General features: G+C 55.8%; 24 protein-coding genes and 1 pseudogene. 17 read left to right on the top strand and 8 right to left on the bottom strand.

The window, feature by feature from the left end:
• Window positions 1–12 precede the first annotated feature (12 nt).
• Together HMPREF9162_RS10380 and HMPREF9162_RS10375 are read right to left on the bottom strand one after the other, a co-directional pair.
• Complete coding sequence (locus HMPREF9162_RS10380; RefSeq protein WP_009439343.1) at window positions 13–897, bottom strand: branched-chain amino acid ABC transporter permease; 885 nt, start codon at window positions 895–897, stop codon at window positions 13–15.
• Window positions 898–978: 81 nt separating this feature from the next.
• Entirely contained in the window at window positions 979–2,151 is a 1,173-nt protein-coding gene (locus HMPREF9162_RS10375) for an ABC transporter substrate-binding protein (RefSeq protein WP_009439379.1), read from the bottom strand.
• A 145-nt stretch (window positions 2,152–2,296) separates the two neighbouring features.
• Here HMPREF9162_RS10375 and HMPREF9162_RS10370 point away from each other — a divergent pair, with 145 nt between their 5' ends.
• Window positions 2,297–3,574 (top strand): diaminopimelate decarboxylase, encoded by a 1,278-nt coding sequence (locus HMPREF9162_RS10370; RefSeq protein WP_009439423.1) that lies wholly within the window; start codon window positions 2,297–2,299, stop codon window positions 3,572–3,574.
• Window positions 3,575–3,666: 92 nt separating this feature from the next.
• Here the strand turns inward: HMPREF9162_RS10370 and HMPREF9162_RS10365 are convergent, their stop codons facing one another.
• Window positions 3,667–4,557, bottom strand: a complete 891-nt coding sequence (locus HMPREF9162_RS10365) for an Rpn family recombination-promoting nuclease/putative transposase (protein ID WP_009439518.1) — start codon at window positions 4,555–4,557, stop codon at window positions 3,667–3,669.
• 157 nt (window positions 4,558–4,714) lie between these two features.
• Here HMPREF9162_RS10365 and HMPREF9162_RS10360 point away from each other — a divergent pair, with 157 nt between their 5' ends.
• Genes HMPREF9162_RS10360 through holA form a run of 3 tightly spaced genes read left to right on the top strand, consistent with a single transcriptional unit; the run spans window position 4,715 to window position 6,887 of the window.
• Complete coding sequence (locus HMPREF9162_RS10360; protein ID WP_009439363.1) at window positions 4,715–5,203, top strand: acetyltransferase; 489 nt, start codon at window positions 4,715–4,717, stop codon at window positions 5,201–5,203.
• An 11-nt stretch (window positions 5,204–5,214) separates the two neighbouring features.
• Window positions 5,215–5,838, top strand: a complete 624-nt coding sequence (locus HMPREF9162_RS10355) for an MBL fold metallo-hydrolase (RefSeq protein ID WP_009439515.1) — start codon at window positions 5,215–5,217, stop codon at window positions 5,836–5,838.
• The gene (gene holA, locus HMPREF9162_RS10350; RefSeq protein ID WP_009439544.1) at window positions 5,835–6,887 is read left to right on the top strand and encodes a DNA polymerase III subunit delta; all 1,053 of its coding nucleotides are present in this window, start codon (window positions 5,835–5,837) and stop codon (window positions 6,885–6,887) included. The genes HMPREF9162_RS10355 and holA overlap by 4 nt, the downstream gene beginning before the upstream one ends.
• A 222-nt stretch (window positions 6,888–7,109) precedes the next feature.
• Here the strand turns inward: holA and pflA are convergent, their stop codons facing one another.
• The 4 genes from pflA to relB all read right to left on the bottom strand — a co-directional run bounded on the left by pflA (window position 7,110) and on the right by relB (window position 10,789).
• Window positions 7,110–7,868: a pyruvate formate-lyase-activating protein gene (gene pflA / locus HMPREF9162_RS10345; protein WP_009439281.1), complete on the bottom strand. Its 759-nt coding sequence runs from the start codon at window positions 7,866–7,868 to the stop codon at window positions 7,110–7,112.
• Complete coding sequence (pflB, locus tag HMPREF9162_RS10340; protein ID WP_009439527.1) at window positions 7,855–10,107, bottom strand: formate C-acetyltransferase; 2,253 nt, start codon at window positions 10,105–10,107, stop codon at window positions 7,855–7,857. Before pflB ends, pflA begins: the two co-directional genes overlap by 14 nt.
• Before the next feature lie 194 nt (window positions 10,108–10,301).
• On the bottom strand, window positions 10,302–10,568 hold the full coding sequence (locus tag HMPREF9162_RS10335) for a type II toxin-antitoxin system RelE/ParE family toxin (RefSeq protein WP_009439474.1): 267 nt from the start codon (window positions 10,566–10,568) through the stop codon (window positions 10,302–10,304).
• Window positions 10,565–10,789 carry a type II toxin-antitoxin system RelB family antitoxin gene (gene relB / locus HMPREF9162_RS10330; RefSeq protein WP_009439401.1) on the bottom strand — a complete coding sequence of 75 codons (225 nt, stop codon included), beginning with the start codon at window positions 10,787–10,789 and terminating at the stop codon, window positions 10,565–10,567. The genes HMPREF9162_RS10335 and relB overlap by 4 nt, the downstream gene beginning before the upstream one ends.
• A 135-nt stretch (window positions 10,790–10,924) precedes the next feature.
• Here relB and HMPREF9162_RS10325 point away from each other — a divergent pair, with 135 nt between their 5' ends.
• The 13 genes and pseudogenes from HMPREF9162_RS10325 to HMPREF9162_RS10265 all read left to right on the top strand — a co-directional run.
• Complete coding sequence (locus HMPREF9162_RS10325) at window positions 10,925–11,479, top strand: flavodoxin family protein (protein ID WP_009439289.1); 555 nt, start codon at window positions 10,925–10,927, stop codon at window positions 11,477–11,479.
• A 25-nt stretch (window positions 11,480–11,504) separates the two neighbouring features.
• Entirely contained in the window at window positions 11,505–11,876 is a 372-nt protein-coding gene (locus tag HMPREF9162_RS10320) for a nitrous oxide-stimulated promoter family protein (protein ID WP_009350279.1), read from the top strand.
• Window positions 11,869–12,813, top strand: a complete 945-nt coding sequence (locus HMPREF9162_RS10315) for an asparaginase (RefSeq protein ID WP_009439541.1) — start codon at window positions 11,869–11,871, stop codon at window positions 12,811–12,813. The genes HMPREF9162_RS10320 and HMPREF9162_RS10315 overlap by 8 nt, the downstream gene beginning before the upstream one ends.
• A 113-nt stretch (window positions 12,814–12,926) precedes the next feature.
• Window positions 12,927–13,334: a tRNA (N6-threonylcarbamoyladenosine(37)-N6)-methyltransferase TrmO gene (tsaA, locus tag HMPREF9162_RS10310; protein WP_009439457.1), complete on the top strand. Its 408-nt coding sequence runs from the start codon at window positions 12,927–12,929 to the stop codon at window positions 13,332–13,334.
• Window positions 13,335–13,353: 19 nt separating this feature from the next.
• Window positions 13,354–13,725: a PTS glucitol/sorbitol transporter subunit IIA gene (locus HMPREF9162_RS10305; protein ID WP_009350276.1), complete on the top strand. Its 372-nt coding sequence runs from the start codon at window positions 13,354–13,356 to the stop codon at window positions 13,723–13,725.
• 385 nt (window positions 13,726–14,110) lie between these two features.
• On the top strand, window positions 14,111–18,892 hold the full coding sequence (locus HMPREF9162_RS10300) for a TonB-dependent siderophore receptor (protein WP_009439430.1): 4,782 nt from the start codon (window positions 14,111–14,113) through the stop codon (window positions 18,890–18,892).
• A 461-nt stretch (window positions 18,893–19,353) separates the two neighbouring features.
• Entirely contained in the window at window positions 19,354–20,283 is a 930-nt protein-coding gene (locus HMPREF9162_RS10295) for an NAD(P)/FAD-dependent oxidoreductase (protein WP_037350623.1), read from the top strand.
• 42 nt (window positions 20,284–20,325) lie between these two features.
• Window positions 20,326–20,556 (top strand): glutaredoxin domain-containing protein, encoded by a 231-nt coding sequence (locus HMPREF9162_RS10290; RefSeq protein ID WP_009439355.1) that lies wholly within the window; start codon window positions 20,326–20,328, stop codon window positions 20,554–20,556.
• Between the two features lie 13 nt (window positions 20,557–20,569).
• A complete protein-coding gene (locus tag HMPREF9162_RS10285) occupies window positions 20,570–20,806 on the top strand; it encodes a glutaredoxin domain-containing protein (RefSeq protein ID WP_009350269.1) in 237 nt (78 codons plus the stop codon).
• A gap of 246 nt (window positions 20,807–21,052) precedes the next feature.
• Complete coding sequence (locus tag HMPREF9162_RS10280) at window positions 21,053–21,334, top strand: helix-turn-helix domain-containing protein (protein WP_037350621.1); 282 nt, start codon at window positions 21,053–21,055, stop codon at window positions 21,332–21,334.
• A 98-nt stretch (window positions 21,335–21,432) separates the two neighbouring features.
• Window positions 21,433–22,824: a GntP family permease gene (locus HMPREF9162_RS10275; RefSeq protein WP_009350267.1), complete on the top strand. Its 1,392-nt coding sequence runs from the start codon at window positions 21,433–21,435 to the stop codon at window positions 22,822–22,824.
• Between the two features lie 90 nt (window positions 22,825–22,914).
• Window positions 22,915–23,484 carry a YSC84-related protein gene (locus tag HMPREF9162_RS10270; protein WP_009439487.1) on the top strand — a complete coding sequence of 190 codons (570 nt, stop codon included), beginning with the start codon at window positions 22,915–22,917 and terminating at the stop codon, window positions 23,482–23,484.
• 171 nt (window positions 23,485–23,655) lie between these two features.
• A pseudogene (locus tag HMPREF9162_RS10265) lies at window positions 23,656–23,895 on the top strand (PD-(D/E)XK nuclease family transposase); the annotation flags it as partial.
• A gap of 27 nt (window positions 23,896–23,922) precedes the next feature.
• Here HMPREF9162_RS10265 and HMPREF9162_RS10260 read toward each other — a convergent pair.
• The coding region (locus tag HMPREF9162_RS10260) for an IS256 family transposase (protein ID WP_009439329.1) at window positions 23,923–25,064 on the bottom strand (1,142 nt) is incomplete at its 5' end.

The following is a 25,064-nucleotide window of genomic DNA, read 5'->3' as shown; positions in this document are numbered from 1 at the left end:
GCGGACACCTCCTTACACCTTTTCCTTGATATTTTTGCCGAAGATGCCCGCAGGTTTTAGGAGCAGGACGAGGATGAGGATCGCAAATGCGGCGGCGTCGCGGAACATCGAGAAGCCGAATCCCGAGATGAACGCCTCCACGATACCGAGCACGATGCCGCCGACGACCGCGCCCGGCAGGATGCCGATGCCGCCGAAGACCGCCGCGACAAACGCCTTGATGCCCGGCATGAGACCCATCAGCGGATCGATGGAGTTGTAGTAGATGCCGATGAGGACGCCCGCAACCGCCGCGAGCGCCGAGCCGATGGCGAACGTGATGGAGATGATGCGGTCGGCGTTGATGCCCATGAGCTGCGCTGCCTCGGTGTCGTAGGACGCGGCTCGCATCGCCTTGCCGATCTTCGTCGCGCGCACGATATAGGTGAGGATGACCATGAGCACGAAGGTCACGCCCATGATGAGGAGCTGCTGCCCGCTGATGACGAGGCCTTCAAATGTCCACGAGACGTCGCTGATCGTCGCGGGGAACGTGCGCGGCGTCGGCGAGACGAGCGCCATCATGACGTACTCCAGGAGGAACGATACGCCGATCGCCGTGATGAGCACCGAGATGCGCGGTGCATGGCGCAGCGGGCGGTAGGCGAACCGCTCGACCGCGATGCCGAGCAGGGAGGTCACCGCCATGGAGATCAGGATCGCCGGCACGACGGGGATGCCGAGCGTGACGGCGTAGAACCCGAGGTACGCGCCGACCATGTAGATGTCGCCGTGCGCGAAATTGATGAGCTTGATGATGCCGTAGATCATCGTATATCCGAGCGCGATGAGCGCGTAGATGCTGCCGAGCGAGATTCCGTTGATGAGCTGTTGGAGAATCTGCTGCATGAACTCCATAGAACCGCCTCCTGTGGGCTGTGTTATTGATGAAAAAGAGCCGCGTATTTGCGGCTCTCTGACACTATTCGTATCGACGAATCACATGCTCGGCATAATCTTCGCCACGACCGTGCGGTCGCCGTCCTTATTTTCGAGGATGACCGCCTGCTTGATCGGGTTGTGCTCGGCATCCATCGTGATCGTGCCGGTGCCGACCGTGAGATTCTTCGTCTCCTCGATTGCCTTGCGGAGCGCCTCGGGATCGTCCGAACCCGCGCGCTTCAGCGCGTCGACGAGGAGTTTGCCCGCGTCGTAGCCGAGCGCGGCAAAGACATTCGGGGCGTGTCCGTATTCCTTCTGATAGGCGTCGATGAAGGGGCGTACCGACTCGTCCTTATCCGAGTAATGCGTGCTGAAATACGTGCCGTTCAGCGCCGCCGCGCCCGCGAGCTCCGCGACCTTTGCATCGTCCCAGCCGTCCGTGCCGATGATGGGGGCGGAGATGCCGATCTCGCGCGCCTGCTTGACGATCTTGCCGACCTCCTCGTAGTACGCGGGAACGAAGATCACGTCGGCATTCGCGCCGCGCAGACGGGTCAGCGTCGCCTTGAAATCCTGATCCTTTGCGAGGAAGGCTTCGGTCATGACGACTTGCCCGCCGCCTGCCGTAAAGACCTTCTCAAAGACCTGCGCGAGGCTCTTGGAGTAATCCGTCGAATTGTCGAGGTAGATGACCGCCGTCTTTGCCTTCAGCGTGTCGAGCGCGAACTTCGCCATGACGTCGCCCTGCTGCGGATCGATGAAGCAGCTGCGGAAAATCCACGGCTTCACCGTGCCGTTCTCGACCGTCACGTCCACCGCCGTCGCGTCCGGCGCGATGACGGGCACTTTGTTGTCTGAAGCGACCTGAGACTCGGCGATGACGTTCGCCGTCGTCGCGGGACCCACAATCGCGCGGACATGGTCGTCGGAGATGAGTTTCGTCGCCGCGTTCACGGACTCCGCCGCCTCGGACTTGTTGTCCGCCTCGACGAGGACGATCTTCTTCCCATTGATGCCGCCCGCATCGTTCGCTTCCTTAATCGCGAGCTTCAGCCCCTCGAGCGTCGAGATGCCGTAATTCGCCGTATTGCCCGTCATCTCAAAATTCGCGCCGATCTTGATCTCATCCGACGACGCCCCGTTATCTCCGCAGCCTGCAAGAGCCGTGCCGAGCAGCGCCGTGCAGGCGAATACCGCCGTAAGGCGCAGCGCCTTTCCTCCGAACTTCATGCGGAACCCTCCTTTGACAGTTCTCATTATCATATAAAAAGATAGCCCTCATTATAGGGGAGGGCGCGCCGTTCGTCAAGGTATACAATTTGACACCCTCTGCCCGCGTTGCTATAATGGGACATCTTTACTTTGGGGGGACAATATGAACGAGAAGGTTTTTCCGCTGACGAAGGAGCGGACGATAGAACTCATCAAGCAATTCCCGACGCCGTTTCACATCTACGACGAGGGGAAAATCCGCGCGAACTGCCGCCGTCTGCGCGAGGCGTTCGCGTGGGCGCCCGGATTTCGCGAGCATTTCGCCGTAAAGGCGCTGCCGAATCCGCGCATCGTACAGCTTCTCCACGAGGAGGGCGCGGGGACGGACTGCAGCAGCATCGCCGAGCTCCTGATCTCGGAGGCGGCGGGCGTTACGGGCGAAGAGATCATGCTCACGTCGAACGACACGCCGTTCGACGAGTTCCAAAAGTCGATCGAACTCGGCGCCGTCATCAACCTCGACGACATCACGCACCTCGATTATATGGCGAAGCACGCGGGACTGCCAGAGGTGCTCTCGTTCCGCTACAACCCAGGGGATACGATAGAGGGCAACGATATTATCGGAAAACCCGTGGAGGCAAAATACGGACTGACCCACGCGCAGATGCTTGAGGGATATGCGCGGGCGCGCGAGATGGGCGTGCGGCGGTTCGGACTGCACACGATGGTCATCTCTGCCGAGCTGCGCACGGAGGCGTTCCTCCTCACGGCACGCATCATGTTCGAGCTCGCCGTAGAGCTGAAGGAAAAACTCGGTATTCACGTTGAGTTCGTCAACCTCGGCGGCGGCTTCGGCATCCCGTACCGTCCGGAGGAAGATCCCGTAGATTTCGCAGCGGTCGGCGCGGGCATTGAGCGGCTTTATCATGAAATCATGCGTCCTGCGGAACTCGGCGACGTCGCCATCCGTACGGAGAGCGGGCGCGCCGTTACGGGGGATGCGGGCTGGCTTGTCTCGACGGTACTGCATAAGAAAAATACCTATAAGAAGTATGTCGGGCTGGATTCCTGCATGGCGAACCTCATGCGCCCCGCGCTCTACGGCGCGTATCATCATATCACCGTGCTCGGCAAGGAGCACGCTCCGGCGGATCATGTCTATGACGTCACCGGATCACTCTGCGAGAACAACGATAAATTCGCCGTTGACCGTGCATTGCCGCAGATCGACATCGGCGACATCGTTGTCATCCACGACACAGGCGCGCACGGCAGCGCGATGGGGTTCAACTACAACGGCAAGCTCCACTGCGCCGAGCTTCTTCTACATGAGGACGGTACGGTCGAGCTCATCCGCCGCGCGCAGACACTGGACGATTATTTTGCGACGCTGCATTATGAAGGATCGCTGATGAAATCAACGAACGCAATAAAATAAATACAGGAAAACAGCCCCGCTGTATTGATGCGATTTTTCGCAGAGACAGCGGGGCTGTTTTCGTTGTCGTTGATTTTTGGAACGCAGATCAGTCAGCGTACTCCTTCGAGGAGTTCCCGATAAATCGGACGCTCATCAGCCGGGACTTCAAGAAGATCCATTGCCTGCTCAGCAGAAACATTCAGTTTTGTAATAAGAGAACGGAGACTCGCCGCCCGATCTCGTTGTGCGCCTTCCTTTATGCCCTCCTGGCGGCCTTCTTTTATGCCCTCCTTGCGCCCCTCTTTACGCCCTTCCCGGCGCCCCTCCATACGGCCCTCGGACACACCGGCTTTCCACTCGTCTCTCATCTTCATGGCAAATGTCATATACTCCACCCTCTCTCCTTCTTCCGTTTTCACTTTTCGAATCTCATCTTCAATTTCCTGTACGAGCGCGTCGCTGCTCAGTACTCCGTCCACATACCCAAGAAATGCCTTGAGCGCCTCGCTGACATCGCCTGCCGTACCCTTCGTATTGAGGAAAATCTTCTGCGCGCCGTCCCGCAGCAAAAGAGACGTATCTTCTCTGCAGAGATTTTCAAATGTGTAAATACAGCGATCCCTGCCAAAGGGATCAAACGGGCAGATAAAAATGATGATCGTTTGGTTGAGCTCATCATAATCTGCGCCCGCAGCGAGAAGATCCGCATCGATCATCGACTGGTAGTAACGCGTCCTCTTGGCAAGACCGTCGCCCTCGAGCCGGCGAACCTGCATCTCGATGTTGTAGACTGTATGCGCGTCATCCCGCACATAGGCGTCGAGACGGACACCTTTGCTCCGGTAACTCGGCTTCATTGGCTTTTCCGCTTCGAGGTAGTGAATGTCGCTGATCTCAATGTGCAGAATGCGCTCGAGCACCTTCCTGCAGATGCGTTTGCGGCTCATAATCAGCTTGAACATATAGTCGTCGCAAATGGTCAGTTCTTCCCACGACTTCATTCGATAGGAGCTCATAGCATCCCCCGGCTTTCTTCAACCCTGCGTTCTTTTTCTCTATAAAAATTATAAGCTGTCCAATGACTTTGGTCAATACTTCTTCTTCCCAAATCGTGCATCCTCGTGTAAAATAGAAAACAAAAAGGCGGGGGAGACGTATATGACGATACGGCGGGCAGCGGATCGGGACACCCGGGACATTCTGCGCATCTATGAGGCGGCACGCGCCTTTATGCGCGCGGCGGGCAATACAGTGCAGTGGACGGACGGCTATCCGTCTGGGGAGATCGTACAGGCGGATATGGCGCGCGGCGTGCTCTATGTATGCGAAAATGCGGATGCGCGTATCCATGCCGCCTTCGCACTGATCCCGGGCGAGGATCCCACCTATGCATATATCGAGGGCGGCGCGTGGCGGGACGGTTCTCCCTATGCGACGATTCACCGCGCGGCGAGCGACGGTACGGAGCGCGGCGTCTTTCGCGACATCCTCACGTTCGCCCGCGAGAGATACGACCATCTGCGCGCGGACACACACGAGGATAACCTGCCGATGCAGCGCTGTCTTGAGGGCAGCGGATTTATCCTCTGCGGCACGATCTATGTGCGTGACCGGTCGCCGCGCCTTGCCTACGAATGGACGAAATAAAGGAGACTGCGATGATCGAGTGCATCACCGTCGGCGATATGATCGAGACCAACTCGTTCTTTTACATCGACGACGAGACGAAACACGGATTTTTGATTGATGCGGGCGCGGAGGGCGATCGGCTCGCTGCCTATGCCGAGGCGAAGGGCTGGACGATTGAAAAACTGCTCTTAACGCACTGTCATTTTGATCACATCGGCGGCGTGGAGGCATTCCGGCGGCACATCCTTTGCCCTGTCTATGCTGCCGAAGACAGTGCGCGCTATGCGGGCGATCCGCGGTGGAACCTCTCCATATGGGGCGGCGCGCCCGTGACGCTCTCGGACGTGAAGACGTTCGCCGACCGGGAGATCATCACGCTCGCGGCGAATCCCACGATGACGCTCGAGGTGCGCTACTCACCAGGGCATACGACGGATTCCTGCATTTTTTACAGCGCGCGGGACGGCGCTGCGTTCGTGGGGGATACTATCTTCTATGCGAGCGTTGGCCGCACGGACTTCCCGGGCGGCGATACGCGCACGCTCTGGGAGAGCATCGCGTCGCAGGTCTTTACACTGCCGCCCGATACGGTACTCTACTCGGGGCATACAGAGGAGACAACCGTGCGCGCGGAGATGGCGCGCTACCGATGAACTACGCGGATTTTATGGCGTCGCTCGCCCGCGGCGAGCTGCCGCATGTGTTTCTCCTCGCGGGCGAGGAGCCGTACTATATCGTGCGCGCGGAGGAGGCGATCCTGCGCCGGCTGCTTCCTGATGAAAGCGAACGTGCGGATGCACTCGTCCGCTATGAGGAAATGCCGCCGATGCCCGCGCTCGCCGAGTCGCTCGAGACAATTCCATTCTTTACCGAAAAAAACGTTGTGCTCGTTCACGGTGCATCGCTCTTTGGCGGCGGGAAGAAAAAGGAGGCGGCGGAGGAGTCCGATGCTCCTGCGCAGAAGGATACGAATGCGGACGCACTGTGCGAACTCCTCGCGGATCTTCCACTGAGCACTTACGCTGTCTTTACACTGCACGCAAAGCCTGACAAGCGGAAGAAAATTTACAAGGCGGTCGAAAAATCGGGGCGCATCCTTGAGAGCGAGGCGCTGCGCCCGTGGACGATCGAGCCGTGGCTGAATGCGCGCCTGCGAGAGATGGGGCGAGCAATGCACCCGCGGGCGCGCGCGTTCTTCCTCAATATCACCGGCATGATGCAGACCGTCTCGCTCGAGTTCCTCGATCGTCAGCTTGAAAAGCTCATGCTCTACACGGACGAGAAAACATTTACAGAGGACGACCTGCGCGCCGCATTCTCCGAGATGCCGGAGGTCTCCGTCTTTGCCCTCATGGACGCGGTGAATGCGCGGGACTGCGCGCGCGCCCTTACACTCCTCGCCCGCTGCATGGCGGATGGCGTCCACTTCACGGTTCTCCTCGCGCTCCTTACGCGCAATACACGCCAACTGTGGCAGGCAAAACGCCTCCTCGCGCGGGGAACGCCGCTGCGGGGGCTGGGCGCCGCCATGAAGCTGAATCCTTTCATCGGGGAGAAACTTGGGCGCAGCGCGCAGGGCTTTCGTGAATCGACGCTCGAGAGTGTAATGCTCGTCCTCGCCGATGCGGACTATCTGATGAAGACGGGGCAGGCGGGGGAAGAGCTGCTGGAGGATGCGGTCATCCGGCTATGTAAGTCGTGACGCGGGAGCCTGGCGCTCGGCATCGCTATTTCCTTGAATGCTGCAGTCGACGCAGCTCTTAACTGCGGCTCCTTTGCGTTCTCCTCATGCCTCGCTATGCATCCAGGCTGCCGCATCACTTAGTTTTATGCTTGCTCTGCTTACGCCTTCCAAATAGCGCTGTCGCTGCATGTAAAAAGAGAGTGTTGACGCAGAAATATCGTATCGTCAACACTCTCTTTTTTATTGTTTCATATAGCCCGTATAGTCCGCGACGCCGAGGATCTCCTCCGCGCGCGCGATTGTCGCGGCGTCGGGTGATTCGACGCCGTCGAGCCGATACGGGATGCGCAGCTCCTCATATTTATGCACGGCCATCGCGTGATAGGGGAGCACCTCGACGCGCTCGACGGTCGCGAGACTGCGGATGAACGCCGCGAGCCGCCGCAGATCGTCCTCATCCGTCGTATAGCCGGGGACAAGGACGTGGCGAATCCACATCGGCTTGCCGCGTTCGGAGAGGAACAGCGCCAGCGCGAGAGCACTCAGATTGTCCGTTCCCGTGAGCTGCTTGTGACGCGTGGGATCGATGTGCTTGAGGTCGAGGAGGAAGAGGTCGGTCAGCGGCAGGAGCCGTTCAAATTGCCCGAAAAACGGCTGTGCGTGCGTGAACGGCTCGCCCGCTGTATCAATGGCGGTGTTCACGCCCTTTCCCTTCGCGAGGCGAAAGAGCTCCGTTACAAAGTCGAGCTGGAGCAGCGGCTCTCCGCCGCTGACGGTGATGCCGCCCGTATTTTTCCAATAGGGGCGGTATCGCAGCGCCTGTCGAAAGATTTCCTCCGGCGTCGCCTCGTAGCCGCCCTCCGCCTCCCATGTCTCCGGGTTGTGGCAGTATTGACAGCGATAGCGGCAGCCCTGCACAAAGACGATGAAGCGGATGCCGGGGCCGTCAACCGAGCCGAAACTCTCCGTTGCGTTGATCCGCCCCTTACAGCCGGTCATGGAACGTGCGGGAGATGACGTCCAGCTGCTGTTCGCGCGTCAGGCTGATGAACTTGACCGCGTAGCCCGAAACGCGGATGGTGAAGTTCGCGTACGCGGGATTGTCCGGATGCTCCATGATGTCCTCGAGGATTTCGCGTCCAAAGACGTTGACGTTGAGGTGATGCGCCCCCTGGTCGAAATAGCCGTCCATCGAGCTGACGAGGTTCGTCACGCGCTCGTCCTCGCTGTGCCCGAGCGCCGAGGGGTTCATGCTCTGCGTGTTGGAAATGCCGTCGAGCGCCCAGTGATATGGGAGCTTCGCGACGGAGTTGAGCGACGCGAGCAGACCGCAGCACTCTGCGCCGTAGCTCGGGTTCGCGCCCGGTGCGAGCGGCGTCCAAGCCTTGCGCCCGTCCGGCATCGCGCCCGTGTATTTCCCGTAAACCACGTTCGACGTGATCGTGAGGATGGAGGTCGTCGCTTCGGAGTTGCGGTAGGTGTGGCGCGACTTGATCTTCGCGAGGAAGGTCTTCAGCACCCATTTTGCAATCTCGTCCGCACGGTCGTCATCGTTGCCGTAGCGCGGGAAATCGCCCGTCGTCTCATAGTCTACGACAATACCGTCGCCGTTATAAATGGGTTTCACCTTCGCGTATTTAATCGCCGAGAGTGAATCGACGACGTGCGAGAAGCCCGCAATGCCTGTTGCAAACGTGCGGCGGACGTCCGTATCGATGAGCGCCATCTCCGCCGCCTCGTAGTAGTAGCGGTCGTGCATGTACTGGATGGCGTTCAGCGCGTTGACATAGACGTGGGCGAGCCAGTCCATCATGCGCTCGTACTTCTTAATGACATTGTCGTACTCAAGGTACTCCGTACGGATCGGACGGTACGCGGGCCCTACCTGCACGCCGCTCTTTTCGTCCACGCCGCCGTTGATGGCGTAGAGGAGACATTTTGCGAGGTTCGCGCGCGCGCCGAAGAACTGCATCTCCTTGCCCGTCTGTGTCGCCGAGACGCAGCAGCAAATCGAGTAATCGTCCCCCCACTCCGGCTTCATCACGTCGTCGTTCTCGTACTGGATCGAGCTCGTGCGGATGGAGATGCGCGCCGCGTAGCGCTTGAACGTCTCCGGCAGACGCGACGAGTAGAGCACGGTGAGGTTCGGCTCTGGGGAGGGACCCATGTTCTCGAGCGTATGGAGGAAGCGGAAGTCGTTCTTCGTCACCATATGACGCCCGTCCATGCCGATACCCGCCATCTCAAGCGTCGCCCAGATCGGATCGCCCGAGAACAGCTCGTTGTAGGAGGTGATGCGCGCGAATTTCACCATGCGGAATTTCAACACGATGTGGTCGATGAGCTCCTGTGCCTCCGACTCGGTGAGGGTGCCGTTTTCGAGGTCGCGGTGGATGTAGATGTCGAGGAACGTCGAGATGCGCCCGACGCTCATCGCCGCGCCGTTCTGCGTCTTGATCGCCGCGAGATAGCCGAAGTAGAGCCACTGCACCGCCTCGTGGGCATTCCGCGCGGGCTGCGAGATGTCGTAGCCGTAAATCTCGGCCATCTCTTTCATGCCCTTCAGCGCCTTGATCTGCTCGGACAGCTCCTCGCGCTGCTGGATGACGTCGTTCGTCATCACACCGTCGCCATAGTTGAGGAGTTCTTCCTTCTTAAACGCGATGAGTGTGTCGATGCCGTAGAGCGCGACGCGGCGGTAGTCGCCGACGATGCGCCCGCGCCCATAGGTGTCGGGCAGTCCCGTGATGATGTGACTGCGGCGCGCCGCGCGAATCTCGTCCGTATAGGCGTCAAAGACCGCTTCGTTGTGGGTCTTGTGATATTTTGTAAAGATTTCGTGGAGCTTTGGACTGACCTTGTAGCCGTAGTTCTCGAGTGCTTCCTCCGCCATGCGGATGCCGCCGTACGGCATGAACGCCTGTTTGAGAGGCTTATCCGTCTGGAGACCGACGACCCTTTCGAGATCCTTCAGCGCGGGATCGATGTATCCGGGGCCGTATGCCGTCAGCCCCGAGACGACCTCCGTCTCCATGTCGAGGACGCCGCCCTTCGCGCGTTCCTCTTTTTGAAGCTCCTGTACACGTCCCCACAGGCGGTTGGTCGCATCCGTCGGCGGTGAGAGGAAGCGCTCGTCACCGTCATACTGCGTGTAGTTGCGCTGGATGAAGTCACGCACGTTGACTTCTTCCTGCCAGACGCCCCCTTCAAAACCGTCCCAACTCTTGCTTTGCAGCATAGTAAACCTCCTTCGTTCAATAAAGATCCCCATATTGATAATAAAACTCAATAAAATGACTATCTCAATAATACTTGAATCGAGTTCACTTTTCAATAGTTCAAAACAAAATAATTAAAATGAGAATGCGGGGATAAAAAAAGACTGTCGCACATCGGTGTATCCCGTTGCGTAGCAATCTTAATAAAGCGTTGTCATGTGTAAACATTTTTTCTGTGACCGACATTCACTGCCAAAACGACCAGCTCATTATCCTTGATAAGACAGATCAAACGATAGTCGCCGATTCGATAGCGCCACTCTCCCTTTCGGTTTGCCGTGAGCGCCTTACCGTGTATGCGGGGATCTTCACAATCAATGAGATTTTTCTCGATCCATGATTTGATCATACGCTTCGTATAGAGATCCAGTTTTTCGAGTTCTTTCAGCGCACGCACCGAGTATATGAATTGGTATTTCATTCGTCCCCCAAAAGCGTGTTCCAAACTTCCTCATGCGAATAGGTCTTTGGATTTGCAAGATAATCCCGATACGCCGCATCCGCGACGGCGGCATCATATTCGTCCTCGATCAGCTCGAAGAAATTCCGCTTCATCGCCTCTTCCACGGACGTCCCGTGCACCTTTGCATAGCTTTCGGCGAGACGTTCCTCCTCACCGGTGAGCTCAATAACGACAGCCATTCCAATCGCCTCCTTTTTCTCTGATTTTACAATGCCGCGGATGAAATTTCAACCTATGTGTGATGATTGCGCTTGCATGGGCAGAGGAAATGTGCTGTAATAGTAGGAACATCATTCGTAAAGGAGCATATAAATATGAGGAAATGGGCTGTGATCTATTCGTCCGTCACGGGCAATACAAAGGCGGTCGCCGCCGCGATGGCGGAGGAGGCGGGCGCCGATCTCTTCCGCGTGCAGGATGCCCCGGCCGATCTCTCTGCGTACGAGGCGGTAGCGCTCGGCTACTGGCTGCGGCGCGGCGGACCCGACGATCTCATGAAGGCGTATCTCCCGCGCGTCGAAAATGCGCGCGTCGCCCTCTTTCAGACGCACGGCGCGGATGTCGGCTCCGAGCACGCCGTCACCTCCTTTGCGCGCGCGGGCTATCTCCTCGGCGCGGGCTGTGAAATCCTCGGCACATTCTCCGCACAGGGCAAACTCGCCCCCGCCCTCATCGAAAAGCGCAAGCGCGGCGCAAAGGACGACTCGCACAACAGTCCCGAGGCGCAGGAGCGCTGGGTACGCGCAGCGAACCATCCCGATGCCGACGATCTTGCCGCGGCGCGCACATTTGTGCAGAAAATGGAGCATAAAATGGATCTCCTCGAGAAATTCCGCCGCGCACAGGAAGCGCGCAAGGCAAAGTCCTAACGAACCCACAGGAAAGATCACGCCGATGAACACTGAAGAAAAACGCGTCCACGAAGCCCGCATCATGGAGCAGATGATCGCCATCTATTGCCGCGGCAAGGGGCATGCGGGGCGGACATCTGCGGCGTACGGAATCACAGCGCTCTGCCCCGACTGCCGCCGGCTGCTTGACTATGCGCTGAGCCGTGTCGAAGGGTGTCCGCGCATGGATATCAAGTCCTTTTGTTCCGTCTGCCCCGTGCACTGTTACAGCAAGGACATGCGCGCGCAGGTGCGCGACGTCATGCGCTACAGCGGCCCGCGCATGCTCCTGCACCACCCGCTTACGACGCTCCGGCACATGTGGATCGATTTTAACGCGCGCAGACGGGAAAAGAAAGGAGTGCCCCATGCCTAAAATCCTCCTCATTACAACGGGCGGAACGATCGCGTCACGCTGCGGAGAACACGGATTGCGCCCCGTCCTCATGGGGGAAGAACTGCGCACAGCGATGGGCGCGGAGTGGGATGAGATCGAAATACGTGACTATCTCTCCCTCGACTCTTGCAATATCATACCTGCGTATTGGGAGGAGTTTGCACGCGAGATCGACGATCTGCGTACCGACTACGACGGATTCATCGTCACCCACGGTACGGACACGATGGCGTATACCTCCGCCGCCCTCTACTATATGCTCGAGAACCTTGATCGTCCCGTCGTCCTCACGGGATCGCAGCGTCCGCTCGGCGCATCCGGCTCCGATGCGGAGGACAATCTTCGTTTGGCGCATCGCGTCGCCCTGTCAGGCCGCCCCGGCGTCGTGCTCGCCTTTGGCGGGCGCGTCATCCGCGGCAATGCTGCAAAGAAGCTCTACACCGTCCGTGATGATGCCTTCCGCAGCATCGGCGCTCCGGAAATTTCCATTGATGGGGATACGGCAGATGTACAGGCCGCTCCTGCAGCGCCGTTTCGCCTGCGCGATGTACTCGATGAACGTGTCGCCGTTATCAAACTCTACCCCGGTATCCCTCCGGATATTGTGCACGTATACGTCAATGCGGGTTACCGCGGACTCATCATCGAGGGATTCGGCAGCGGCGGTGTGCCGCTCATCAACGAGCAAAGTCTGCTCCCCGCACTCGCCCATGCCCACGACTGCGGCCGCACCGTTGTGCTGACAACGCAGTGCGTCTACGACGGCGCGGATATCACGCGCTATGAGGTGGGCGTCCGCGCAGCTGAGCTCGGTGTGCTTTCGGGCGGCACGCTCCCCGTTGAGGCGCTGTACCCGCTCCTCATGCTGCGTCTCACAGAGACGCCCGAGGGGGAGCGGGTAAAGAGTTTAACGTAGATTCTATGCTGCATTTCCGATCGAGAACGCACGCCCGGCGCCGGAGCTCGTGCAGGAATCGTCTTATGCGCGCATCACATAAGCAGGATTTGATATTGTGGAAAGGAGAACGTATGGAGCTGCAAGAAATCGGAATCGTTCACAACGACTACAAAGAACTCAAAGACATCCCGCGGCAGGGATATTTCGGCAGTACCGTCTCCGAGATCGAGATTCATCCCGCATTCGCAGACGGGCTCTTTCGCATCGAAAAACACACGCATCTCATCGTCCTCTATTGGGCGCATCTGGTGAAACGCGACATCCTAAAGACACTGCCGCCCGCCGCGCGCGAGATCCACGGCGTATTTGCAACGCGTTCCCCGGGACGCCCCAATCCGCTCTCCCTCTGTATCGTGGAGCTTGTCGAATGCGACGGGGACATCCTCCGCGTCCGGCACCTCGATGCCCTCGACGGCAGCAGCGTGATCGATATCAAACCATATACAAAAGAGGATGCGATAATGCTTCCTTCAATGTAGAGCATCACAGGAAAGGATCGTGATCATCGTGAAATACAGCGTCACATTCACCGCCATTGGAGACTTCGCCCTGCAGCTCCTCCGGACACGCGGCAGCCTCATCATCTTTGACAAGGGCGTCCCGCTTGCCTATGAGAATATGGTACTCACGCATACCAAGGGCAACCTCACGGCGGACGTTGTGCCCGGCGACACCATCCTCATCGCGGAGCGCGAATACAGCGTTGCGCGTCTCGGCTCCGATGCGAATAAAAATCTCAGGGAACATGGACACGTTACCCTTCGCTTCGCAGAAAACGATGACGGCGAAGAACTCCAACCCGGCGACGTGCTCCTCACGGGCGAACGCTTCCCTCGCATCATGGTCGGCGACCTCCTCGAGATCCTATAACGCAATCCCAACAATATCACGGCAATGAGAGCCCCCTGTACGTATTCTGCGTGCAGGGGCTTTTTGTTTGGCATCCTGCTCTCATGGTAGACTTCGTATACTTAATTATTTATAACCTTAATGCTTATACCTACTTAATATTTAATAGGTCGAATAAATTTTATCTATGAATATAAGCTCAATTATTTCATTAGAGAAGAAAATTCAAAAAATGTTGCCTAAAACACTTGTAATGAATCTGATTCGCCATTATAATATCCTCTACATTTACGAATGCAATTATTATTTTCATTTAGATCACTCATATAATATTCAGTCATATGAGGAACGAGGAGGTTCCGGAACGGGCGGAACATAGTTCTTAGTTATCATGGAGGAAAAGTATATGCTCAGAAAACAGAGTCGGCGATCCGTGCGTCTACTCTCCTATGCCATAACGACGTGGCTTGCCCTGCCCGCCTATACCGCATGGGCAAGCGAAGCTGCATCCGGGGGGAATACTAATGTCACTACGGCAGACGTTCGCGTGGAGGCGGACGCCGCACAGGAAGAGGCAAAGTATGAATCCCAACAGAAGACCATCATCACCAAGGAGGACATCGAGAAGAAACAGGCGAAGTCCGTTGAGGAAATCATCTTCAGCGAGACGGGCGTCTCCCGCACCGTCGACGCCATGGGGCGCGTCGGCGTCTCGATCCGAGGTGCAGAGCCGCGTCATACACTCATCCTCGTTGACGGTCAGCCCGTTATGGGTGACTTTGCCAAATATTACGGCGCAGCGGACGAGGTCATGCGCCTCGGCACGGAGAACGTCGAGCGCATTGAGATCATCCAGGGCGCTGCGAGTGCGAAGTACGGCTCGGATGCCATCGGCGGTGTCGTCAATGTCATCACAAAACAGGCGGGAAAGGAACCGGTTATCAAGTTCAACGTCGAGGGACGCCGCACCGCCGATACCGACGGCCTGTTCCCCTATCAGAATGTATTCCTGCGTGCCGATACGGGAACCATCGGCAAGGCACAATTCGGCGTCTATGGGAACAAGCGCGACATCATGCCCGTTTACGGCTCTGAGGCACGTGTTAAGACAGGGCTTGCAAGTTACGTCACAGACTTCGAGGACAACAGCCTGCGCTACTACGGCGAGGCGACGAATATCGGTCTCATCGGCAGCTACAAGGCGGATGCAAACAACTCGTTCAGTTTCCGCATGGAGCGCTACAATGAAGATCTCAATCGCTATGTCAAGCGCACGGACTCCATCATGGAACCACAGCAGCACTACAGCCGCAAGTCGGGACGCAACAACTACAACATCGGATGGGAAGGGCGCAACAAGGATACCGATTGGAAGATCGAGTTCAATCATGCCCGTATGCTCGAGGACGATCTCACACTGACCAGCAACTACGGCAGATCGGCCTATACGGGCAAGAACATGCTGAACTACGTCGACAACATCGACCACGCGCAGATGAATTTCGATGCCACATTCAACACGCAGTTAAATGACAAACATCTGCTCATGTATAACTTCGGCTATGCCCATGAGACAGGCTCGGGCAGCCGTCTCAAGAGTGCGCCAAATACCTATCTCAAAAAGATCGACCCATGGGACTATGATAAGAGTTTAATGGTGGTACAAAGAGATGCCCCGGCATTTGGGCTGAAAAAAGGTACAATAGCGTCCTTTATTCAAGCGCATAAACTTACGCCCGATCCGGAACGAGGGCTGCGTTGGGATGTGGATTATGAGCTTTATAACTATAACAAAAGTGATCCTAACTCCTATAAACCGTCGTTTACACAGGAAGATTACCTGCGGTATTCTAACAATGGTACCGAAACGAGCTTCACTCAAATATTGAACAATATGCCCCCCGAGGCTCGCGCACGATACAATGAGTTCAATTCTAAAATACGTCAAGAAAACGCCGGACACCTCATGCAGGGCAGTGGTGTCTATGACTGGCACGGGCTCGTGTATTACTATGATCCAAATAATTATAATTATACACTGAACGGGAAAAAATTTGCCGAAGTCCAGCAGTCGTTAGCAAACCAGCTGCTTATGGGAGAGGCAACCATCAATAAGTATCATTTGGTTGTTGGCGATACCTGGATGCTGAACAATGATACGATCTTTACGCCGATCCTGCGCATGGATCACAGCAGCCTGTTCGGCACGAATATCACGGCGAACTTCGGCATCACGCACAACCTCGGAGGCAATCCGCACCGGCGATTTAAGGCAAATATTGGAACCGGTTACTCAGAGCCGGGCATGGGTGAGCTCTACTACAACTGGGAGATGTACGGCGGCAGCCCCGTCGATCAGGATCGTGCACGTCTCGGCTGGTACTGGACCGGTAATCCGAATCTGAAACCGGAGAAATCTGTGAACTTCGATATCGGCTACGAAGCCGAGACGAAGAACATGACGATGCGGGCAAATCTCTTTCACAATACGATCCGCAACTACATGACGACCTATTACACGGGGTACAACATCGATTTCCACCCGAATATCACGGGGGCTGAGAAACTCGGGTACCCGCCCGATATGCTCTACAGCTTTAAGAATATCGGGAAGGCACAGATCACAGGGCTCGAGCTCGAGGTCAAGAATAAACTCGACAAGCATTGGTCGACGAAGGTCGGCTATACGTTCCTCCATGCGATCAACAAGAGCGATCCGAACATGCCGAAGCGCCTGCTCGACAAACCGCAGCACAAGCTCGACATCGGCATCGACTATGAGAACGTGCGCGGCGGGTTCCGTGCCTCCCTTTGGGGCGACTACTACATTCATATGCTCGACAGCAACTCGGTTACGGGCAATGCGAACTATATGAAGATGGACAGCGACCTCCAGGGCGGCTATATCTTCGCAAATCAGTACGCAAGGGCAGGCGCGCAGCGCTACCAAACCAAGACGTTCGGCATTTGGAACCTCATGCTGCAGAAGAAATTCGGCGAGGATGCGATGGTCTATCTCGGTGTGGACAATCTCTTCAACCATCGAGACGATAACCGCGCAACCCAGGCGCGCGTCTACCGTCTGGGCGCCAACCTGAAGTTCGGCCCCGACAGCAATACGCAGTCAAAAGCGCCGCTCACCGAGGAAGAGAAGGCGGCACGTGCCGCGCAGGATGCGGCGTACGAGAAGGACTTCTTCGCACAGACGAGCAATACCTTTGCGAAGGGCTCACCCGATATGTTCTTTGCACGTCCCTTTGACCGGGAGAAGCTGCGCGGCATCAAGCTCATCGGCGATTATCAGCTCGAGTGGGATACCCACGGCGGCGCGGATCGTCCACAGATCAAGATGACGGAAGACAGCTTCGTCGGGTCAGCGGAGAAGAATATGCTCGACCGCAAGGAACACGGCTTCTCGCAGCGTCTGCGCTTCGGATTTGACGTGCGTGCGAATGACAATCTGAACATCTCCGTACTTGCTACGGCCTCGGGGAAGGACGGCGTAGATACACGGACGGATATACCGAAGTCAAAGGCGTTGAACCACCTGCGCATCAGCAATTTCGACGTCACCTATCACAATCGGAATCTCGATATCTCGATGGGACGCCTGAATGAGCGGCTTGGTGTCACGGGATACTACTTCGGCAAGGAGTACGACGGTATCCGCGCATCTTGGACGAATGCGCACACACAGATACAGCTTGGCTACGGCAATTTCAAGCACAGTACGGGGATCTCTGATTCAGCATATACCCATGCAACGCATCGCGTATTCTATCGTCCACCGACGATGGCTGAATTTGTGGGGCTGAACATATCGGATCTATATACGACGTTCACGACGCCTGCGCCTGTTCCTGAGGCAAATGATAAGATGAATTTCTATCAGCAGCTTGAAGCGGCTACCACAATCGAAGAGAAGAGAGCTATCGTGAAGCGTATGTATGATATCGCTGTGGGGGCATACGGCAAAGATTTCCTGAAAGCCGGCGGTATACAAACCAGTGATTCATATTTACAGATGGATCCGCCGATGATGTTTAACTATAAATACACGGATGAACATGGTGTGGAACAGACCGATTCTCTTTGGAACTTCGATTATAATGCATGGATAGGAAGCCATAAGGAGGATTTAACAACACTCTATATGTCGATGGCAGACTATCCAAACGCCTTGGATGGAGATGGTTCCGCTGCGTTAAAGCAGTGGTGGGCAGGAAACAAGGCTCGTCTCTATGAAGTGTTGAAGAAAATCGTTCAGCTGGATAAGCATCCAGGCGCTACCAATGTTCAAATTACAGACTCGGATGATGATATTTACAACGCTTTGCACTACAACAACTTTGAAGACGAATTTTCGAATCCTATCACCTCTAATAACCTCTCCAGAGCAGTAGAACAGTATTTCACGGCAGTCGGTCAGCGTGTACAGTCGACAGAGTACGGCAGTCTGATGCCGCGTGACGCTCTCGGGAAATATACGGGACTTGTCATCAAAGTTGAGGGCACCGTTCTCGAAGCCGACCGTATCCCGCCCATCAACAAGGCGATCTTCCTCCAGGCAAAACATGCGCTTACGCCGAATGTCGGGATCTCTCTGTGGTATCTCGGCTCGACGGGAAGTGAAAATTACCATGCGGAACATGCGAACGGCAAGCGCAACGATGTCTATGACTATACCCGGCTCGCGCGTGTCATTGGCATCGGTGCGAAGTGGAAGATGGGCAAGAATGCCTCTATGTCGGTTGACTACGGTCAAAACCGCACGGCATTCGGCCGCCATATGAACGGGCATACGATCTACGAGCATCCGTCGGGATCGGATCAGTTCAACATCAGAGGGCACGCCATGGGCGGCACGCCGCATTTCTGGACGCTGCGCTTTGACATCGGCAAGAGCGATATGGCGGTCAAGGGGAGCTGGAATGTGTTTGCAGATTACAAGCACTTCGAGCACGGCTCCTTCTTCGGCGGCAACGGCACAGGGTATCTCCCCGACCGTTACCTTGACGGCATCCGCAGCTTCTCCGTTGGTGCCGGCTATGTGCCGGTCGAGAACCTCCTCGTCGAGGCGTTCTACACCTTCGATGCAAAGGGCATCGGTTCGCGCGATACCCTCTACGGCGGTGAGAAATTCACCCTCGGGAACTATGCGGGGATGCGCTTGACGTACAACTTCTAATTGCAGCGTTTTCATGCGATGAAGGTGTTGCGCAGCACTCGTATATACTGAGAGCATCTCAGATACCGTTTGCTGCACATGACAAATCCCTCCTGCTGTGGTTTTATTCTACAACAGGAGGGATTTTCTTGCTTGTCCGCTATCTAGGGGGCAGTCCAACTTGATGGCAAGGCTGTTCATATAGATGTATCACACCAAGCACCATGTAGAGCACTATGTGAAGCACTAAGTCGAGCACTATGTCGGTTGATGAAAAAAGTTGTAAATTTTATCGAAAACTATCTTGATTTTCATTCTCATAGGTGCTATATTATATACAGGCTTTCGTTAAAGCTCTCCTAAAATATAATACACAGCAAAGATAGTCCACAGTGGAGTGTGGGCTATTTTTGTGCATGAAGTCACACAAACAGCTTGACAGGTATGTTATAATAATCAAAAAGTCAAAAGGAGATGACATGATGGCAAAGCAGCATATAGAGAAGGATATTATCATCATCGGCGCGGGCATGGCGGGGCTGACGGCGGCGCTCTACGCGGGGCGGATGAATCTGCGGACGTTGGTGCTGGAGAACTCGCTTGTCGGCGGACAGATCGCAACGGCGTCGGATATCGAGAACTTCCCGGGATTTGAACGCATCAGCGGGATGGAGCTGATCGGGACGCTCGAGAAGCAGGCGAAGAATTTTGGCGCGGAGATCGATGAGTTCGACCGCATCGAGCGTGTCGATCTCAAGAGTACGCCAAAGATTGTGGAGACGGAGACGCGCATCTACGAGACGCCCGCGATCATCATCGCGTCGGGGATGAACCGGCGCAAACTGCCGCTGCCGCAGGAGCCGCATTATTTCAACCGAGGCGTGCATTACTGTGAGCTGTGCGACGGGCATACGTATCAGGACAAGATTATCACGGTCATGGGCGGCGGCAACGCGGCGGTCGACGCGGCGAATTTCCTGACGAAGTATGCAAAGCATCTCTATCTCATCCACCGCTCGCAGCTGCGCGCGGACAAGGCGTCGCAGGATGCACTCTATGCGAATCCAAAGGTGACGGTGATGCTCGAGACGGAGATTAAGCATCTCGTGGGCGAGGATCGTCTGACGGCGATCGAGCTGCTGCACAAGGACACGGGCAAGACGGAGACGCTGCCCGCAGACGCGATCTTCGTCAACATCGGCGTGCTGCCGAATACGGATCTTTTCAAGGGGCAGATTGCGCTGACGGAGAGCGGCTATATCGCGGCGGACGAGAACTGCCGGACGGAGATCCCGGGGGTATTTGTCGCGGGCGATATTCGCGAGAAGGAGATTCATCAGCTGACGACGGCGGCATCCGACGGGACGACGGCGGCGCTCCATGCGGAGAAATATCTTGCATCGCTGAAATAAACGTTGCAGTAAGTTCGATTACGATATAGAGGAGGTTTTTCCATGGTTCAGGTTTTTTCGTTCGACGCCTGCCCTTGGTGTGCTAAGGCGAAGAAGTATCTCGATGCAAAGGGCGTTGCGTACGAGGTACGTGACATCGAAAAGGATCCGGGGGCGTATGACGATCTGCTGAAGCTCACGGGCGACGGTTCATGCCCGGTGATCAAGGCTGACAGCGGTCAATATGTGCGCGGGTTTGACCAGCCGGCAATCGATAAGCTGCTGGGGATCTGAGGAGGGCGTCCGTATGGTGAAGGTGTATTCGATCACGGTCTGCCCGTGGTGCGAGAAGGTCAAGCGTTATCTGAAATACCGCGGCATCGCGTACGAGGAGCACAACATTGAGCACGATGCGGCTGCGCTCGAGGAATGCCGCCGCATCTCGGGAGACACGATCGTCCCCGTCACGACGGCGGACGGCAAGGAGTATGCGCTCAGCTACGACCGCGAGAAACTCGACAAGATTCTCGGGATTACGGCGTGAAATGTGCTCTTGCGGTATCGTAAATTAGATGTGTGTCAGGGGCAGTTCCTTTGCTCATGACGATAGGCACGCGTCCTGTAACGATAAACGGCGGCGTATCGAGTAAGAAAAGGACTGTAACGGAAGTGTTAAAAACACATTTTGTTACAGCCCTTTTTCTAGCCGCTGTTTTTAGTTGCGTCATTTGACAATATGGGATTTATCCTATATTATGAAAAGTGTACTGGAGGAGGGGAGATGTCTAATATGAAAACACATAAGGATTTTCTTGCAGAACAGATGCGCGATCCCGAATTTCGCGCGGAATGGGAGTCGCTGCAGCCGGAGCGTGCGATCATCGAGGCGATGATTGATGCACGGGCGGCAGCGGGGCTCACGCAAAAGGAGCTTGCGGAAAAATCAGGGATCGCGCAGAGCGATATCAGCAAACTGGAAAACGGAAATGCGAATCCGTCGCTGCGTACGCTCCAACGGCTTGCTGCAGGGATGGGGATGCGGCTGCATCTCGAATTTCTCCCCGCGCACTAATTGTTGCCCGCCGGTTACTTTTTTACTTGCCAAAATTTTTGAACGGGATTAAAATATATGTAGATGTATTTTCGGAATTAAATATAGGGGGTATTAACATGACCGGTTTGCCGCTCATCATTGCCTTTGTCGTGGCGATTGTCATCATGATCGTCATGATTTCGAAGCTGCGCATACACCCGTTCATCTCGATCATGCTGGTTTCGCTCGGGCTGGGTCTCGCTGCGGGCATTCCGCTCGTCGATCATAAACTCGAGGGCGGCGCGGTGCAGCACGGTCTTGCGACCGTCATCGGGCAGGGGTTCTCCGGGACGTTCACGAGCATCGGCATCGTCATCATCCTCGGAGCGATGATCGGGACGGTACTCGAAAAGACGGGCGCCGCGCTGAAACTCGCGGATATGGTGATCCGCCTCGTCGGTAAGGACAATCCGGTCATCGCGGTGCAGCTCATGGGCTGGGTGGTCTCGATCCCGGTGTTTTGTGACTCCGGCTTCGTTATCCTCGATCCGATCCGCAAAGCGCTCATCCGCCGTACGGCGGTCTCCGCAGTCTCGATGACGTTCGCGCTGAGTGCGGGTCTCTTTATCTCGCATGTCTTTATCCCGCCGACGCCGGGACCTATCGCGGCCGCGAGCACGCTCGGCATCGGCGATTACCTCCTGCAGGTTATCGGGCTCGGCATGCTCTGCTCAATTTTCCCGCTCATCGCGGGCTATTTCTTCGCACGCTGGATTGGGACGAAGGTACAGTCAAAGGATGAAGTGGATCCTGAGGATGTCGCAAAGGTCTACAATGACCTGATCGATTCGTACGGCAAACTCCCCTCTGCATTCAATACGCTCGCTCCGATTGTTGTTCCCATTCTGCTCATGGCGTTCTCTTCAATTGTAGCGATGGCTGGCGGCAAGGGGCTTGGCGCGGATATTGTGCGCTTCCTCGGTACGCCGATCATCGCGCTTGCGGTCGGCATGGGCTTTGCGACCATCCAGCTCGCGGCGGCGGAGCGGATGCATGAGTTTTACAAAATCTGCAATGACAGTCTGATGACGGTCGGCCCCATCCTTTTCATCACGGCTGCGGGCGGCGTCCTTGGAAAGGTGATCGCGACGTCGGACATGGTGCATTATATCTCGCAGCACGCCGATGTGTTCTCGAGCATGGGGATTTTCTTCCCGTTCCTGCTCGCAGCGGTGCTCAAGACGGCACAGGGCTCCTCGACGGTCTCGCTCATCACGACGGCAGGAATTGTGGGACCGCTGCTTCCCGTGCTCGGCTATCATACGCCGATTGAAATCACGCTTGTCTGTATGGCGATCGGTGCAGGCGCGATGACTGTGTCACACGCGAACGACTCGTATTTCTGGGTGGTCTCCGAGTTCAGCGGCATGACGCCGGATCAGGGCTATCGCGTACAGACGATGGGCACGCTCGTCCTCGGTATCGCCGCGATCATCGAGATCGCGCTGCTCAGCCTCATGCTCCACTAACGGTTTTCTTCCGTTTTAAGAGAACTTTCCTTGATTACATCCGATGCGGCATGGTAAGATGCGGGTAATTTCAGTGAAGGAGGGATCTCTATGGGAAAAATTACGCTGCGCCTGCTCACGGCTACACTGATGCTGATGCTTGCGCTGTCCGCCACGGTACTTGCGAAAAGTGCAGATCAACAGCGCGCGGAAATCGGTCGCCTGCACGCAAAGGCGCTTACAAACCTCTACGAGGTGAACCCGAATGCGCAGGACGTTATCGCCGGCAGTTACGGCTATGCGACGATCAGCTCAACGGGGGCGAAGATCGGGCTGTTTGGCAGCGCGCACGGGCGCGGGCTCGCCGTCAACAACGTGACGGGCGAACGCGTCTATATGAAGATGGAGGAGTATGCGCTCGGCATCGGGCTTGGCGTGAAGGAATATGATCTCATCTTTGTCTTTGGATCGGAACATGCATGGGATTCTTTCGTCTCAGGCAAGTTTAAGGTTGGCGGCGAGGCGACGGCATCCGCAACGGACGGGTATTCCGGCGGTGCGATCGACGGCGCGGACGTCGTTGCAAAGGACATGTGGGCCTATCAGGTGACGACCAAGGGGCTTGCGGTCGGCGTCTCGCTCAAGGGACTCAGCATCTATCCGAATAAGGATCTGAATTAGATATTCCCCTAAAAATTTCCATAGGCTGCATCGCGCAGAGAGTATGCGGTGCAGCCTGTTTCTTTTATCCGGGGTCATCATCAGCCGCTAGATTTGATACGGCAGCATATTCTTTTACTTGTTTTGCACGCGAAAACACCGTAAAGAGGTGATCGCATGAGCTCCTATCGGATGAAGTCGTGGGAAGAACTGACCATTTGTGACGACTATATGTTCAAGCTGATTATGAGCCGCAAACGCATCTGCAGGAAGGTGCTCGAGCGCATTCTGCACGTCGAGATCAGCGACATCCGCTACCTCGAAGCGGAAAAGCCGATGAAGCCGAGTTACAGGAGCAAAGGTATCCGTCTGGATGTCTATGTGCGGGACGACACGCATACGGTCTACAACATCGAGATGCAGGTTCGCCGGGTATGTCAAGTAAAGTGTGTAAGTTTCTTATAGAGCAGAATATTTTCGGATCATCTGTCCGAGCCGCTCATCAATACAGAGTTGATTCATCACAATCGCCCAGTTCTGAATGGAGTGTCCCTTCCACTTCTTGTACAGCTCCTTGATCCGTAAGTAAAACACCTTGAACACAGCCGTCTCGCTTTGAAATGCCCCCTGCTTCGTTACTTTGCGAAAACTTGCATTGACGCTCTCTATCGCATTTGTTGTGTACATGACACGACGGACATCACTGCCATATTGGTAAAGCTGCTCAACATGCCGGAAGTTGTCCTTCCATACGCGAATTGCGCCCGGATACTTGCTCCAAGTCTCACAGAATTTCTCAAATTCGCTCTGTGCAGCCCGAAGGCTAACTGCCCCATAGATCTTTTTAAGTTGTGCCGTAAATGCCTTGTAATCCTTGCTCGGAACGTATTTAAGAGAATTGCGTATCAGGTGAACAATGCACCGCTGTACCACCACGTTCTTAAAGATCGACTTTGCGCCGTCTTCCAGGCCGCTCACTCCGTCCATTGATATGAAGCCGATGTCCTGTACGCCGCGTGCTTTGATCTCGTCAAATACCTGCATCCAGTGATGTTTGCTTTCCGTATCGCCCATCCATAGCCCTAGAAAGTCTTTCTTGCCTTTTAGGTCATATCCGAGGATCACATATACCGCTTGATCAGATACGCCTTTGTCACCGCGCATTGAAACATAGATACAGTCAACGAAGACAAATGGATAAAATGCCTTGAGCGGTCGATTTTGCCATTCATGCAGCTCGTCAAGCACACTGTCTGTAATATGCGAGATTTGCTCGGCACTGAGCATAAAGCCATAGATGTCATCGATGGTGGAGGAGATGTCTCGCTGACTCATTCCTCTGGCATACATCGCGAGGACTTTTCCTTCAATGGACGAAACGTCCGTCTGTCTTTTGGGAACGATTTGCGGTGTAAAAGAGCCGTCACGGTCTCTTGGGACGCTGATGGGAACCTCGCCTGCTGAGGTTTTGAGGACTTTGGGGGTATATCCGTTGCGGCGATTTGCTGTATCCTTTTCGCTGCGCTCGTTGCTCATGTAACCGAGATGGTTTTCCATCTCGCCGTTGAGCATGGCTTCAAACATGGGACCGAAGATTTCTT

The organism is Selenomonas sp. oral taxon 137 str. F0430, from assembly GCF_000183625.1.
Classification (GTDB): Bacteria; Bacillota; Negativicutes; order Selenomonadales; family Selenomonadaceae; genus Centipeda; species Centipeda artemidis.
Note: the sequence above shows the minus strand (reverse complement) of the source record. Positions and strands in the feature narration are given on the sequence as shown.